The sequence below is a fragment of the Vibrio sp. AND4 genome (assembly GCF_000171815.1).
Lineage (GTDB): Bacteria > Pseudomonadota > Gammaproteobacteria > Enterobacterales > Vibrionaceae > Vibrio.
In genome coordinates, this window is the sequence record NZ_ABGR01000005.1 from 1 (window position 1) to 13,319 (window position 13,319).

Below are 13,319 nucleotides of genomic sequence, written 5' to 3' on the forward strand. Positions count from 1 at the left end.
TTTGTCGGTTTCGCACCATTAGGTACCGTATTGGTTGCGATGCTGGGTGTTGCCATTGCAGAACATTCTGGACTACTTTCTGCTGCAATGCGTGGCCTAGTAATGGGCGCTTCACAGCGCATGGTTACCGTAACGGTTGTTTTCGCAGGTATTATTTCAAACACGGCTTCTGAGCTTGGCTACGTGGTATTGATTCCACTGGCGGCAATGCTGTTCCATTCTTTAGGTCGTCACCCGCTTGCTGGTTTAGCCGCTGCGTTTGCCGGTGTATCTGGCGGTTATTCTGCCAACCTTCTTATTGGTACGGTTGACCCACTGCTGTCAGGTATTACTGAAACCGCGGCACAGATGATTGACCCAACGTACACAGTTGGCCCAGAAGTAAACTGGTACTTCATGTTTGTTTCTACTTTCTTTATCGCGATTACCGGTGCATTTGTTACCGAAAAAATCGTTGAACCAAAGCTTGGTAAATACAACGATGAAGAAGCGGCTGAAGACCTGTCTCAAGATAAGATGGGCGGTTTGACTGACGTTGAAAAGAAAGGTCTAAAACTAGCAGGTATCGCGGTGTTGGCCGTTTCTGCCATACTCGCATGGACTATTATTCCAGCAGACGGTGTTTTGCGCTCTGATGCAGGTACGGTTGCTGGCTCTCCATTTTTGAAGAGTATTGTTGCGTTCATCTTTGTTTTCTTCGCGGTACCAGGTTTTGTGTACGGCCGCGTTGTTGGAACCATGAAAAATGATCGTGATGTGATTGAGGCGATGTCAAAGTCAATGTCTTCAATGGGTATGTACATTGTTTTGGTATTCTTCGCCGCTCAATTTGTTGCTTTCTTCAAGTGGACAAACTTCGGTCAAGTATTCGCAGTCGCGGGGGCGAGCTTCTTACAAGAAATCGGCCTTACTGGCCCAATGCTGTTCTTCGCCTTCATCCTAATGTGTGGCTTCATTAACTTGATGATTGGTTCAGCATCGGCACAGTGGGCGGTAACAGCACCTATCTTTGTTCCAATGCTAATGCTCGTTGGTTACGCGCCAGAAACCATTCAGGCGGCTTACCGTATTGGTGATTCGACGACGAACATCATTACACCTATGATGAGTTACTTCGGTCTTATCCTTGCGGTAGCAACACGCTACATGAAGAACCTAGGTATCGGTACGCTGATCGCGACCATGCTGCCTTATTCTATCGTCTTTATTGTTGGCTGGAGCGTACTCTTCTATCTGTGGGTGTTCGTATTTGGCCTACCTGTTGGTCCTGGTGCGGCAACGTACTACACGCCTTAATTGGTGACCTCACTCAGCTTTATCAAAGCCTGCGACGATCGCAGGCTTTTTTGTGTTTTGCTGTTCGTTGATTTCTGGCGAGAAAGAGAGCCGGTGTCATCAACGCTTAGCAAGGATTCGGTCGAGGTGGTTGGCGAACTCTCTGCGTTCCGTTTGAGATAATGCAGCAGGGCCGCCGGTTTGGATGCCACTTGAACGCATGGTATCCATAAAATCACGGATGTTCAGACGCGCTTTAATGGTGTCTTTGGTGTATAGCTCCCCTCGAGCGCTCAGAGCTTGAGCCCCTTTACTGATGACCTCATCTGCTAATGGGATATCAGAAGTGATCACTAAATCATTGGCTTCAACGCGACGGACGATTTCATTGTCGGCAACATCAAAGCCAGCAGGAACTTGCAGCGAGTGGATATTAGCGCGTTTAGGCACTGGTACCACATGGTTCGCTACAAATGTGCATTCAACGCCTGTGCGTTCAGCGGCACGTACGATGGTTTCACGAATGACTTTCGGACAAGCATCCGCATCTACCCACAACTTCATGATGTCTTCTCACTTAGCTTTGCTTCAAGTTCTTCAACACGAGACACCAACTTAGCCACTGTATTTTCAAGTACAGCAAGTCGGTCCTCTTCTTTAGGTGTCTGTAATGCAACTTCAACTTTGGGAATACGGTCAGCGTTTTTCCAACTTTTGATGGTTGCGATTAATGCAGGCATAGGCACTGGCGTTTTCATTCGAGCTTTCACGAGAGCAACGGTCGGTTCTTTACCTTGTTGTTGTAACTGATCCATTACGGCTTTGAGCTCTTGAGTAACGTCTTGAGTTAACATAATTTGCCCCTACTAAAATGACTTATAACATCATACTTTGTGCTCTAGATTTTAGCGAATAGCAATTTTGGCAGAGCCGTGTACGAGATCTCTCACACGGGTTGTGAGACAACACGATTTCATTATCAGATAAATAGAAGGGTTTTTCTTTAAATTATTGAATTATAGGCGTTTTAATGTTTTGTGAATAGAAAGATTTAAGTGACAGTCCTTCTCAGGGGATTGTGATTTTAGGGTAAAAGCGTAAATTACTCCTTGTCGGCAGGAAGCAGACATGGAACAGGAAACCGCCAAGGATTGTATTATTGTCAGGAAGACAATTTGGTTATTCAGGACGAGTAATCAAGCATGGAGCGAAGGACATTGTAAGGATACACTCATCAATAGTAAGTTGATGGCTAGGGATAGACAATGGACCCCTCACAGGATTGAGGTCAGGACAACATCAGGACGATGAAAAGGACACCGCTCAAGGAACAAGTGATGCGTGCTAACGAGGAAGGTTAGCGATCAGGATGATAAGGACACCGCTAGGACGGCGACGGAAGGACTCAGCTGACGGAATCAGCCACTATTACGGATGATGCATGGAGCACGGATTGGTAGCCGGACTGCTACAAGTAAGACTATGACCCCGATACGTTTGTGTCGGGGTTTTCTTTTTTCTCTCTTTCAAATTGTTACACCAAGTAAATGGTCTTAGCAAGGATGAGTTGCCATCACGAAGCATCCGCGGCAGTACGGAAACCCCAGAATTGGCGAAGAAAAGGCAAGGACCTTTACGGCCCTTCTTAGTTTTAAACGGGATTTACAAGCGGTGTGGTGGCAGGTGAAAGTTCAGTGGTCTAAACCCGATCATCGTTAACTCACCTTGATAGCAGTCATCACCAAGAGAGGAAAACTCAAATTGATAGACAGTGTGCCAACGCCAGCCCCCGTCTGGTGTTTTCAGTTTGTGCGCACCAAAAGCGATACTCACCAATTGCAGTTCTAGCTGCTCACATTTGCGTGTAATGGCTGCTTTTGCCAATTCTGATTGACGACGTTGCTGCCAAAATAAAAAGCAGAAAAAGCACAGTCCAAAAATGGCCAATAGGTCACTGATCATCCCTAATCCTTTATTATCCTTTAGTTGTTTGCTGGAGTTTCACTAGTGCCGTTGCCAGTTCTTCTGATGGGCTAGCGTGAAGCAAAGGCAGCAATACCATTCTTAACTCTGGCAGCATCACTAAATCGGCAAACAACTGATTAAATAAAGCTTGGTTACCAGTTTGTGCAAGGCGCAGTAAAAATTGCTCGGCGATATCGGCGTTAGCCAATAGGTGCCAGGTACGTCCTGCGATACCGATCAACACCTCTTGGTGGCTCAGGCGTGGGCTCTGCAAGATCGCTTTTAAGATTGGTTGTGCCATTTCGATTGGTGCGCCAGCTAGAGCACGAATTAAAGCGGAGAGCAAGAACAGGTCCGGTTCATTACTTACGATTTCCTGCTGCGCTTTTTCAGCGATGCGCTCTGCCAAACGTTCTTGAAGAACAACATGCTCTAATGCACCGAGTAGGGCGTAAAGCGGTTCATTGGGTAAATGATTCAGAGCTTTGCGTAAGGCAACGGCATTGTTCTCTTGGTCTAGGCGCGCAGCCATATCGGTAATACCCTGCAAGCCAACTGTTTGCCAGTTTTCCCAACCAAGGTCGCCGGTGAAGTAGTGTTGAGTGTGCTCGTAATACTGGCTAGATGATAAGCCCAAATTCGCACGGACTTGGCTGTGGAAGACCGCCATTTTTTCTTCCGCAGGCTTGAAAGTGTATGGGTTGTTGGAAAGTTTTTGTTGTTGGTCTTCAGATATTTCTTTATTTAGGCGTGTGCCCCATTGCCTCAACGACGTATTTAATGAAGTTACCAACATCCGCTTGCTTTAACAGCCCACGCTCATCCAGTTCGAATTTTAAGAACCAAATCCAAGGTTGCTTTTGCTCATTCCAGTATGCAATAGCCAAGTGCGCTTTGCGCTGCATTGGGAACGGGTAAGGGCATTGACCTTTTTCTACATCGGTAAATAATTGTGGTTCGATGGTCCTGATACGACGGCCAAGGTCGAAGATTTGATACTCACAATGGCTGTTGTTCAACAGCTGGGTGAGGGTCTGAATGTTTTCCATTAAATACGACATCCTAATGTTCTTTCCACAAGAAATGGTATCATTCTAAGCTAATTCAAGGTTCGAGACGGAATTAATGGCAACAAACATCCAATTGGTCGACTTGCTTCAACAACTTGAGGCACAATTGCGACACCATGAGCTATGGCAACAAGCCATGCCTTCTACAGAAGCCCTGCAGAGTAGGGAACCCTTCGCGATTGATACGCTGCATCCACATGAATGGTTACAGTGGATTTTTATTGCGCGCATGCGCACCTTAGTGGAAAGTAACCAACCTTTGCCATCTGGTTTTGCTATTGAGCCGTATTTTGCTGAGGCGTGGAAGCAAGAACCTCATTATGGCGCAATGCTTAAGATCATTCGAACCATCGACGAACTGTGTAAGTAACCCCAATGTTAGAACAAGAAACATCACCATCCACTGAGCCTGTTGTATTAGAAATCATTTATCAGGACGAGTATTTTGTCGCTGTGAATAAACCCGCTGGCATGCTGGTTCATCGCAGTTGGCTGGATAAGCATGAGACCCAATTTGTGATGCAAACGCTACGCGACCAAATTGGTCAACATGTTTTCCCATTGCACCGCTTAGATCGCCCAACCTCTGGTGTACTTGTGTTTGCTCTATCTAGTGAAGTTGCGTCGCAAGTGATGCCAATGTTTGCAGAGCATAAGATGGAGAAGACTTATCACGCGATCGTTCGTGGCTGGATCGAAGAAGAGGGCTTGCTTGATTACGCTCTGAAAGTTGAACTCGATAAGATTGCCGATAAGTTTGCTTCGCAAGAGAAAGAAGCACAAGAAGCGGTAACGGCATACAAGCCGTTAGCGAAAGTGGAAGTACCATACTCCACCGGTAAGTTTCCAACTACGCGCTATTGCTTGATGGAGATGAACCCGAAGACAGGCCGTAAACATCAGCTGCGTCGTCATATGGCCCATCTACGTCATCCTATTGTCGGTGATACGACACACGGTGATGGCAAGCACAATAAGTTGTATCGTACCGAGTTTGACTCTCATCGTCTCTTGCTGCATGCATCAGAGCTTCGTTTTGTGCATCCATTTACCGATGAAACAATCGTCATGAGAGCGGATATCGATGAGACTTGGCAGCAGCTATTTACTCGATTTGATTGGGATGAATCACTGATACAGTAAATGCTTCACTTGATGAGTTTCTGGCTTTACCAAAGTAGAAATGAAAGGGGGATGTGTATCTCCCTTTCAAACTCGAGGAGTCAAGCAGGTTATTTAAGTTTTTCTAGATCGGCTTCGATCTCTGCGATCTTGCTAGAAACCACTTTCTCTAGATGACGCAGGTCAGAGAGAATTTTCTTCTTCAAATCCACCTCCGTCGTTTTTGCTGGTTTGGTGATTTTATTCAACTCATCGATAACAAGCGTAAGATTGCGATTGATCTCTGTGACTTCCTTGTATTTGTGACTGCCGCCGTCAACCAGGACGTTTTTGACCTGGCGAGGGTATTTGAACTTTACACTTTTAGCGAACAATTCACCTTTCTGCTTATGGAAGTAGATTTTTAGGATGTCTTTGTGAACTTCTTGGCGCAGGGAATAACGTTCAATCTGCTTTGGAGCGTGGATGCCCAAACCAGTGAGGTGTGGATACATAGGCTGCCTCTGAGTATTGAATTAGGGTCGTTACAACTGTAGCAGTCCATTTGTGAGCTAGGTAGCAGATATTTTGATAGATCGTTCAAATTGTGGGCAAGATCGCTATTGCTATTGCCCACTTTAGCTGTTGATGAAACGTGCGTTTTGCCTAGAGTGAAACCGGGTCAGACAGTGTCTCTATTAGCTTTTCTCGCAGTTGTGTTTGCTGCTCTTCACTGAGTCTACCGCCTGCTTCGCTTGTTAGGATAAACAAATCTTCTGCGCGCTCACCTATCGTGGTGATCTTTGCTGCATGGAGGTTAATACCCAAGTCTGCGAAGGTACGACCAACCTTTGCCAAAAGCCCTGGTGTATCGAGAGCGACAAATTCCATTAAAGTACGCTTCTTACTTTTGGTTGGTAGGAAATCGACTCTGGTTTTGACATTAAAATGCTGAAGTTTATTGGGGGTGCGACGTGCTCTAATTTTTTTCGGACGACCACTTTCCAGTACGTGAGTCATGTGTTTGATGACCGCGCTATGGCGACTTTCTTCAATTGCTTTACCGTGCTGATCCAGCACCATGAAGGTATCGAGTACATAACCATCTTTGCTGGTCATGATTTGCGCGTCGTGTACGTTAAAGTTGCGGCGGTCGAGCTCTGCAACAACAGTCGCAAACAGTGCTGGTTGATCTGGACTGTAAACAAACACTTCAGTACCCCCACGGGTGGCTTTTTTGCTGATAAGCACCAGTGGTTTGCTCGTATCTTCCATACCCAGCAAGCTCTCACAATGCCAAGCAATTTGCTTGTGGGTGTGACGCAAAAAGTAATCGGCTTTAAAGCGCTGCCACAATACTTCAATTTCGCGAGCAGAAAAGCCTTCTTTGCGCAATAAGGCAGAGGCCATTTGTTGGTTGTGGCGAATTCGTTCACGTACATCAACGGGGTTTTCCAAGCCACGACGGAGTGCTCGTTGAGTGGAGTAGAATAATTCAGCAAGCAGGGTGCGCTTCCAGCTGTTCCAAAGTTCTGGGTTGGTCGCGCAGATATCAGCAACGGTTAAGCAAACAAGGTACTCTAGGTATTCCTCATCACGAACTTGCTTGGCGAATTCCGCAATCACATCTGGATCGTAAATATCACGTCGCTGTGCCGTCACAGACATCAACAAGTGATGTCTTACCAACCAACTTACTAATTTCGCTTCGGGCTTAGACAGCCCGTGCTCAAGACAGAAACGGTATGCTTCACCTTCCCCAATGACGGAGTGGTCACCGCCACGCCCTTTACCTATGTCGTGAAAAATTGCCGCCAGAATCAGTAGTTCTTTTTTTAGAATTCGAGGGTAAATCTCACAGCAAATTGGGTGCTTGCTGTGGTTATCGGTGTAACTGAAGGTGTTGATGTGCTTGAGTAGGCGAATGCTGTGCTCATCCACGGTATACACATGGAAAAGATCGAACTGCATCTGACCAACAATTTGGCTCCATTGCGGCAGATATGCGGCCAAAACACCAAGCTTATGCATCAGACTGAATGCTTTGTGCAGCGAGTTTGGGTGGCGACAAAGCGCCATAAACTTCTCACGTGCTTCGGGAATGGTGTGCAAAAACTTGTTCAAACGGCGACGTGCTGTGCGCAGCTGACGCAAAGTCGGCGGGCTTACGCCTTCGATGCTCGAATCATTAGCAATATGCAGGAACATATCCAAGATGGTCTCTGGACGAGCTTGGAAAAGTGCAGGTTTACGGGCCTCGATCAATGCACCACGGCGTTGAAAATCGTCATCGATGATTTCTGCGTTTTGTAAGGCGCCGCCATTAATGATGGCTTGATCGAACAGCTTGAGTAGCATTTTATTCAGTTCAGCCACACGGCGAAGGGTGCGATAGAATTCTTTCATCATCATTTCTACACCGCGGTTGCCTTCGCCAACATAGCCTAGATGCTCCGCCACTTGCGCTTGGTGAGCAAAGGTTAGGCGGTTGTCATATCGGCGCAACTCAATATGCAGAGCGAAACGTACGCGCCACAGGAAGTCCTGACATTCAACCAATTCACGATATTCTGCATCGGTCAGAAAACCGTAGCGACTCATCTCTAGTAATGAGGTGGCACCAAAATGCCGCCGTGCTACCCATCCTAATGTGTGGATATCGCGCAAGCCGCCGGGTGTAGATTTGATGTCGGGTTCTAGGTTGTACGTGGTGTCATGGTATCGAGCATGTCGTTCGCGTTGCTCTTGAATTTTAGCGCGGTAAAAAGTCTCACTTGGCCAGAAAGAGTCAGACAGAACCACTTTCTTCAATGCTTGGAAAGTACCCTCGCTGCCACACAGTAAACGAGCTTCCTGTAGGTTTGTTGCAACGGTTAAATCTGCTCGACCAATCTCCGCACATTCATCCACGGTACGCACGGCATGACCGACTTCAAGGTGTAAATCCCACAGTAGGGTAATGAATTCACTGATTTTGGCTTCCAATGCGTTTGGTAGTTTACTGTTTGACAGAACCAAAATGTCAATATCAGACAGAGGGTGTAATTCACCGCGACCGTAGCCCCCGACGGCAACCAACGAGATATTGTGGATGTCTTTGAAACCAGCGTGTTGCCATAAACGATTGAGGAGTAAATCCATGTACTCTGCACGTGACAAGACGAGATTTGTCACTGGGTGATGTTGAAGAAATTCTTCTTTTTGATACGAACTGAACTTTTCAAGCTGTTGTTTAAGTTCGCCGATGTTGATCTGCTCATCGGTAAACGTAAGAGGAGACTGAAGGGCCATATTTGCTATCCGTGCGATTTGCTTCTTTGAGCAATCTAACAAATTTGAAGCAGATAAAAAATATCCCCGCATGGCAGGGATATGGAAAGTGATGGGCGATTAAACGTTTTTCATTAAACGAGGAATGCTATCGTCGCTGCGAAGTGTGAGTACTTCACAACCTTCTTTGGTTACCACGATAGTGTGCTCCCACTGTGCGGAGTTTTTACCATCGCCAGTGTAAACTGTCCAATCGTCTTGAGCGTCAACAGTACAACCGAATTTACCTGCGTTGATCATTGGCTCGATAGTAAAGCACATGCCTTCTTTCAGTACACGGCGATCTTTATTTTTATAGTGAACCACTTGTGGCTCTTCGTGGAATTCATCACCGATGCCGTGACCGCAGAAGTCTTTAACAATAGAGAACTTGTTACGTGGGTTTTTCTTGTTGTTTTCTTTAATATATTTCTCGATTGCCGTACCGATATCACCCACAGTTGCACCGGGCTTGACTTGACGCATACCGATGTACAGTGATTCTTGAGCAACCATACATAGACGTTTGTTCGCCGGCGTTACATCGCCCACGAGGAACATTTTTGACGTATCACCGTGGTAGCCTTGTGGACGAACACTAAGATCTGCGTTTTCATCGTTAGGAACGATAACTGTAATATCGACGTTGATGATATCACCATCTTTAAGCACAGCGGGTTTCACTTGGCCATTAGCACCTTTCTCATCTTCAGAAGCGGGAATGCCGTGACAAACGATGTGATTGATAGATGTACAAATTGATTTAGGGAATCCATGGTAATCAAGCGGTGCAGAGTAAGCGCCTCTTTCCAGTGCATAATCGTGACATATTTTGTTTAACTCGTCTGTCGTTACACCCGCTTTAATGTGGGGTTCGATCATTTCTAGAGTGTCTGCGGCTAGCTTGCCCGCAATACGCATGCGTTCGATTTCTTCAGCAGTTTTAATCTTGATTGACATTGGTTTTCTCTATCTATTCGTAAGCACGCAAACGTGCGAATGCGTATATTCTACCAGACATATTGAGCTTAACCAAAGTCAGTTAAGAATATGAGTCATCCTTGTTTGTCGTTCGGTCATGGGATGTAAGTGCCGTGGGGAGGTAACGGTGGATTAGAATGGTGTGCAGCAATATTTACTAGCCATGATGGACTAAAATATGGTATAAAGCGCGCCGGAATCTAGGACTGTTCTCTTTACTTTTCTTCAGAATAAGTGACGAAGCAGGCTTTTTCCAAATAACTTTATCTTTAAATCACACACATTCCGTCACGTGTTCCGGGGTGCTGAGCAGAAGCTCAGTCGGAATTATGGGGAATGTGGAGGCCTAACCCCATAGAGGATTTTAAAATGGCAACTGTATCAATGCGCGACATGCTGAAAGCTGGTGTTCACTTCGGTCACCAAACTCGCTACTGGAACCCAAAGATGAAGCCATTCATCTTCGGTGCTCGTAGCCGCGTTCACATCATCAACCTAGAAAAAACTGTACCAATGTTCAACGAAGCTCTAGCTGAACTAGCTAAAGTTGGCGAGAAGAAAGGTAAAGTTTTATTCGTAGGTACTAAGCGCGCTGCATCTGAAGCTGTTAAAGAAGCTGCAATCGCAAGCAACCAGTTCTACGTGAACAACCGTTGGTTGGGCGGCATGCTAACGAACTACAAAACAGTTCGTCAGTCAATCAAGCGTCTAAAAGAATTCGAAGCACAAGCACAAGACGGTACTTTCGAAAAGCTAACTAAGAAAGAAGCTCTAATGCGTACTCGTGACATGGAGAAGCTAGAGAAATCTCTTGGTGGTATCAAAGATATGGGCGGCCTACCAGACGCTCTATTCGTAATCGACGCTGATCACGAGCACATTGCAATTAAAGAAGCTAACAACCTAGGTATTCCAGTATACGCTGTGGTAGATACTAACTCTAACCCAGACGGCGTTGACTACATCATCCCAGGTAACGACGACGCGATCCGCGCAGTTCAACTATACCTAAATGCTGCTGCTTCTGCAGTAACTGAAGGCCGCAACAAAGACGTTGCAGTAGTTGCTGAAAAAGACGGTTTCGTAGAAGCTGAATAATAACGGCTCTGTGTCACACTTAGTCTATGTGAAACCTTGTTTTAGCACAGACTAAGTTATAGTTAGCAATGGGGGCCGACAATGTAGGCCCCTGTTTTTTACCTTATTTTGAATCAAACGAGGAATAGAGAATGGCAACTGTAACTGCTGCTCTAGTTAAAGAACTTCGCGAGCGTACTGGCGCTGGCATGATGGAATGTAAGAAAGCGCTTGTAGAAGCAAACGCTGACATCGAACTAGCAATTGAAAACATGCGTAAATCAGGCGCAGCGAAAGCAGCTAAAAAAGCTGGTAACGTTGCAGCTGAAGGTGCAATCATCATCAAAGAAGAAAACGGCGTTGCTGCCCTTCTTGAAGTTAACTGCCAAACTGACTTCGTAGCAAAAGATGCGAGCTTCACTGCTTTTGCACAAGAAGTTGCAGCTGCAGCTGTTGCTTCTAAAGCTTCTGTTGAAGAGCTACAAGCACAGTTCGAAGAAACTCGCGTTGCTCTAGTTGCTAAGATCGGCGAAAACATCAACATCCGTCGCGTAGCTTACGTTGAAGGCGGTGCCCTAGCTTCTTACCGTCACGGTGAGAAAATCGGTGTTGTTGTTGCTGGTGAAGGCGAAGCGGAAACTCTTAAGCACGTTGCAATGCACGTTGCTGCTTCTCGTCCTGAGTTCGTTAACCCAGAAGACGTACCAGCTGACGTAGTTGCTAAAGAGAAAGAAGTTCAAGTTGAAATCGCTATGAACGAAGGCAAGCCTCAAGAAATCGCTGAGAAAATGGTTATCGGCCGTATGAAGAAATTCACTGGCGAGATCTCTCTAACTGGTCAAGCATTCATCATGGAACCTAAGAAAACTGTAGGTGAAATGCTGAAAGAAAAAGGTGCTGCTGTTACTACTTTTGTTCGTCTAGAAGTAGGTGAAGGCATCGAAAAAGCTGCAGAAATGAGCTTTGCTGAAGAAGTTGCAGCGGTACAAAAAGGTTAATCCTTAGCGTATAGAACAAATGTTAGACCGTAGCCTTGGCTGCGGTCTTTTTACGAAAAGAGCGGCGAATCTTAGCCGTGATGAATAGCTATAAGTTACCTTGTGGCTATTCATGACTGTTAATAAACAACTCTCTTTTGGAAGGTAAACTCCATGACTACGAACCCTAAACCAGCGTATCAACGTATTTTATTAAAACTGAGTGGTGAAGCTCTTCAAGGCGAAGAGGGTTTTGGTATTGACCCTGCAGTTCTTGACCGTATGGCTCAAGAGGTGAAAGAGTTGGTTGAACTGGGTGTTCAAGTTGGTGTAGTAATCGGCGGTGGTAACCTATTCCGTGGTGCCGGTCTTGCGGAAGCGGGAATGAACCGTGTTGTAGGTGACCACATGGGTATGCTTGCTACAGTAATGAACGGCCTTGCAATGCGTGATGCACTTCACCGTGCTTACGTGAATGCTCGCGTAATGTCCGCAATTCAGTTAAAAGGTGTGTGTGATGATTACAACTGGGCAGACGCAATCCGTGAACTTCGCCAAGGCCGTGTCGTAATCTTCTCGGCAGGTACTGGTAACCCATTCTTCACGACGGATTCAGCAGCATGCCTGCGTGGTATCGAAATCGAAGCGGACGTCGTGCTGAAAGCGACAAAAGTTGATGGTGTATTTACTGCTGACCCAGTGGCAAACCCAGACGCAGAGCTGTATGATAAGCTCTCTTTTACTGAAATTCTGGATAAAGAATTGAAAGTAATGGATTTGGCTGCGTTTACGCTTGCTCGTGACCACAAAATGCCAATCCGCGTGTTTAACATGAATAAGCCAGGCGCACTACGTCGCGTGGTAATGGGTGAAGCTGAAGGGACGTTGATCTGCTCTGACGCGTAAATAATAGCGCCATTCAACAACAGAAATTGAGTGGCGTTTCGCTTTACTCAACCCTTTTAGACTTTCTTCAGGAAAGATGACATTTTTAAGGTGAAACCGTGATTAACGAAATCAATAAAGACGCGCAAGAGCGCATGGACAAAAGCGTTGAAGCGCTAAAGAACAACCTTGCTAAAGTTCGTACTGGCCGCGCACACCCAAGCCTACTGTCTGGTATCTCTGTAGAGTACTACGGTGCCTCAACACCTCTTAACCAAGTGGCAAACGTTGTTGCTGAAGACGCTCGAACTCTCGCGATCACCGTTTTTGATAAAGAGCTAACTCAGAAAGTTGAAAAAGCGATCATGATGTCTGACCTTGGTTTAAACCCAATGTCTGCTGGCACAATCATCCGCGTTCCGCTTCCACCGTTAACGGAAGAGCGTCGTAAAGATCTAGTAAAGATTGTTCGTGGTGAAGCTGAAGGTGCGCGTGTTGCAGTACGTAATATCCGCCGTGACGCTAACAGCGATCTAAAAGGTCTTCTAAAAGATAAAGAAATCTCTGAAGACGAAGATCGCAAAGCGCAAGACGAGATTCAAAAACTGACAGATGTAGCAGTTAAGAAAATCGATGAAGTTCTTGCTGCTAAAGAAAAAGAGTTGATGGAAGTTTAATG

13 protein-coding genes and 1 pseudogene are annotated in these 13,319 nt (G+C 45.9%); 7 read left to right on the forward strand and 7 right to left on the reverse strand.

Annotated features, from left to right (window positions below; all coding sequences use genetic code 11):
- A partial coding sequence (locus AND4_RS07995; protein ID WP_009842446.1) for an AbgT family transporter occupies nucleotides 1-1,296 on the forward strand: 1,296 nt, incomplete at its 5' end.
- Between the two features lie 99 nt (nucleotides 1,297-1,395).
- Here the strand turns inward: AND4_RS07995 and AND4_RS08000 are convergent.
- From AND4_RS08000 to AND4_RS08020, 4 genes and pseudogenes are all read right to left on the reverse strand, one after another.
- The gene (locus tag AND4_RS08000) at nucleotides 1,396-1,839 is read right to left on the reverse strand and encodes a YaiI/YqxD family protein (RefSeq protein ID WP_009842447.1); all 444 of its coding nucleotides are present in this window, start codon (nucleotides 1,837-1,839) and stop codon (nucleotides 1,396-1,398) included.
- Nucleotides 1,836-2,129: a hypothetical protein gene (locus AND4_RS08005; RefSeq protein ID WP_009842448.1), complete on the reverse strand. Its 294-nt coding sequence runs from the start codon at nucleotides 2,127-2,129 to the stop codon at nucleotides 1,836-1,838. Before AND4_RS08005 ends, AND4_RS08000 begins: the two co-directional genes overlap by 4 nt.
- A gap of 808 nt (nucleotides 2,130-2,937) precedes the next feature.
- Nucleotides 2,938-3,237 (reverse strand): DUF3301 domain-containing protein, encoded by a 300-nt coding sequence (locus AND4_RS08015; protein WP_009842450.1) that lies wholly within the window; start codon nucleotides 3,235-3,237, stop codon nucleotides 2,938-2,940.
- Between the two features lie 13 nt (nucleotides 3,238-3,250).
- Nucleotides 3,251-4,289: pseudogene (locus AND4_RS08020) on the reverse strand (DUF3549 family protein).
- Between the two features lie 76 nt (nucleotides 4,290-4,365).
- Here AND4_RS08020 and AND4_RS08025 point away from each other — a divergent pair.
- The gene (locus tag AND4_RS08025; RefSeq protein ID WP_009842453.1) at nucleotides 4,366-4,680 is read left to right on the forward strand and encodes a YqcC family protein; all 315 of its coding nucleotides are present in this window, start codon (nucleotides 4,366-4,368) and stop codon (nucleotides 4,678-4,680) included.
- Nucleotides 4,681-4,685: 5 nt separating this feature from the next.
- Entirely contained in the window at nucleotides 4,686-5,453 is a 768-nt protein-coding gene (gene truC / locus AND4_RS08030) for a tRNA pseudouridine(65) synthase TruC (protein ID WP_009842454.1), read from the forward strand.
- 89 nt (nucleotides 5,454-5,542) lie between these two features.
- Here the strand turns inward: truC and AND4_RS08035 are convergent, their stop codons facing one another.
- The 3 genes from AND4_RS08035 to map all read right to left on the reverse strand — a co-directional run bounded on the left by AND4_RS08035 (nucleotide 5,543) and on the right by map (nucleotide 9,680).
- Nucleotides 5,543-5,926 (reverse strand): DUF3461 family protein, encoded by a 384-nt coding sequence (locus AND4_RS08035; RefSeq protein ID WP_009842455.1) that lies wholly within the window; start codon nucleotides 5,924-5,926, stop codon nucleotides 5,543-5,545.
- Between the two features lie 151 nt (nucleotides 5,927-6,077).
- Nucleotides 6,078-8,702 carry a bifunctional uridylyltransferase/uridylyl-removing protein GlnD gene (glnD, locus tag AND4_RS08040; protein ID WP_009842456.1) on the reverse strand — a complete coding sequence of 875 codons (2,625 nt, stop codon included), beginning with the start codon at nucleotides 8,700-8,702 and terminating at the stop codon, nucleotides 6,078-6,080.
- 99 nt (nucleotides 8,703-8,801) lie between these two features.
- Complete coding sequence (gene map / locus AND4_RS08045; protein ID WP_009842457.1) at nucleotides 8,802-9,680, reverse strand: type I methionyl aminopeptidase; 879 nt, start codon at nucleotides 9,678-9,680, stop codon at nucleotides 8,802-8,804.
- Nucleotides 9,681-10,070: 390 nt separating this feature from the next.
- Between map and rpsB the strand changes: the two genes are divergently transcribed.
- From rpsB to frr, 4 genes are all read left to right on the forward strand, one after another.
- Nucleotides 10,071-10,799 carry a 30S ribosomal protein S2 gene (rpsB, locus tag AND4_RS08050; RefSeq protein WP_009842458.1) on the forward strand — a complete coding sequence of 243 codons (729 nt, stop codon included), beginning with the start codon at nucleotides 10,071-10,073 and terminating at the stop codon, nucleotides 10,797-10,799.
- 131 nt (nucleotides 10,800-10,930) lie between these two features.
- Entirely contained in the window at nucleotides 10,931-11,776 is an 846-nt protein-coding gene (tsf, locus tag AND4_RS08055; RefSeq protein WP_009842459.1) for a translation elongation factor Ts, read from the forward strand.
- A gap of 153 nt (nucleotides 11,777-11,929) precedes the next feature.
- On the forward strand, nucleotides 11,930-12,661 hold the full coding sequence (gene pyrH, locus AND4_RS08060; protein ID WP_009842460.1) for a UMP kinase: 732 nt from the start codon (nucleotides 11,930-11,932) through the stop codon (nucleotides 12,659-12,661).
- 98 nt (nucleotides 12,662-12,759) lie between these two features.
- Nucleotides 12,760-13,317, forward strand: coding sequence for a ribosome recycling factor (gene frr, locus AND4_RS08065; RefSeq protein WP_009842461.1), 558 nt, complete (start codon nucleotides 12,760-12,762; stop codon nucleotides 13,315-13,317).
- The last annotated feature ends 2 nt before the right edge of the window (nucleotides 13,318-13,319 follow it).

What these genes read in the sequence shown, in the direction of transcription:
- truC (WP_009842454.1), top strand. Translation starts at nt 4,686, where the DNA reads ATGTTAGAACAAGAAACATCACCATCCACTGAGCCTGTTGTATTAGAA.
- AND4_RS08025 (WP_009842453.1), top strand. Translation starts at nt 4,366, where the DNA reads ATGGCAACAAACATCCAATTGGTCGACTTGCTTCAACAACTTGAGGCA.
- tsf (WP_009842459.1), top strand. Translation starts at nt 10,931, where the DNA reads ATGGCAACTGTAACTGCTGCTCTAGTTAAAGAACTTCGCGAGCGTACT.
- AND4_RS08015 (WP_009842450.1), bottom strand. Translation starts at nt 3,237, where the DNA reads ATGATCAGTGACCTATTGGCCATTTTTGGACTGTGCTTTTTCTGCTTT.
- glnD (WP_009842456.1), bottom strand. Translation starts at nt 8,702, where the DNA reads ATGGCCCTTCAGTCTCCTCTTACGTTTACCGATGAGCAGATCAACATC.
- AND4_RS08035 (WP_009842455.1), bottom strand. Translation starts at nt 5,926, where the DNA reads ATGTATCCACACCTCACTGGTTTGGGCATCCACGCTCCAAAGCAGATT.
- rpsB (WP_009842458.1), top strand. Translation starts at nt 10,071, where the DNA reads ATGGCAACTGTATCAATGCGCGACATGCTGAAAGCTGGTGTTCACTTC.
- AND4_RS08005 (WP_009842448.1), bottom strand. Translation starts at nt 2,129, where the DNA reads ATGTTAACTCAAGACGTTACTCAAGAGCTCAAAGCCGTAATGGATCAG.
- AND4_RS08000 (WP_009842447.1), bottom strand. Translation starts at nt 1,839, where the DNA reads ATGAAGTTGTGGGTAGATGCGGATGCTTGTCCGAAAGTCATTCGTGAA.
- pyrH (WP_009842460.1), top strand. Translation starts at nt 11,930, where the DNA reads ATGACTACGAACCCTAAACCAGCGTATCAACGTATTTTATTAAAACTG.
- map (WP_009842457.1), bottom strand. Translation starts at nt 9,680, where the DNA reads ATGTCAATCAAGATTAAAACTGCTGAAGAAATCGAACGCATGCGTATT.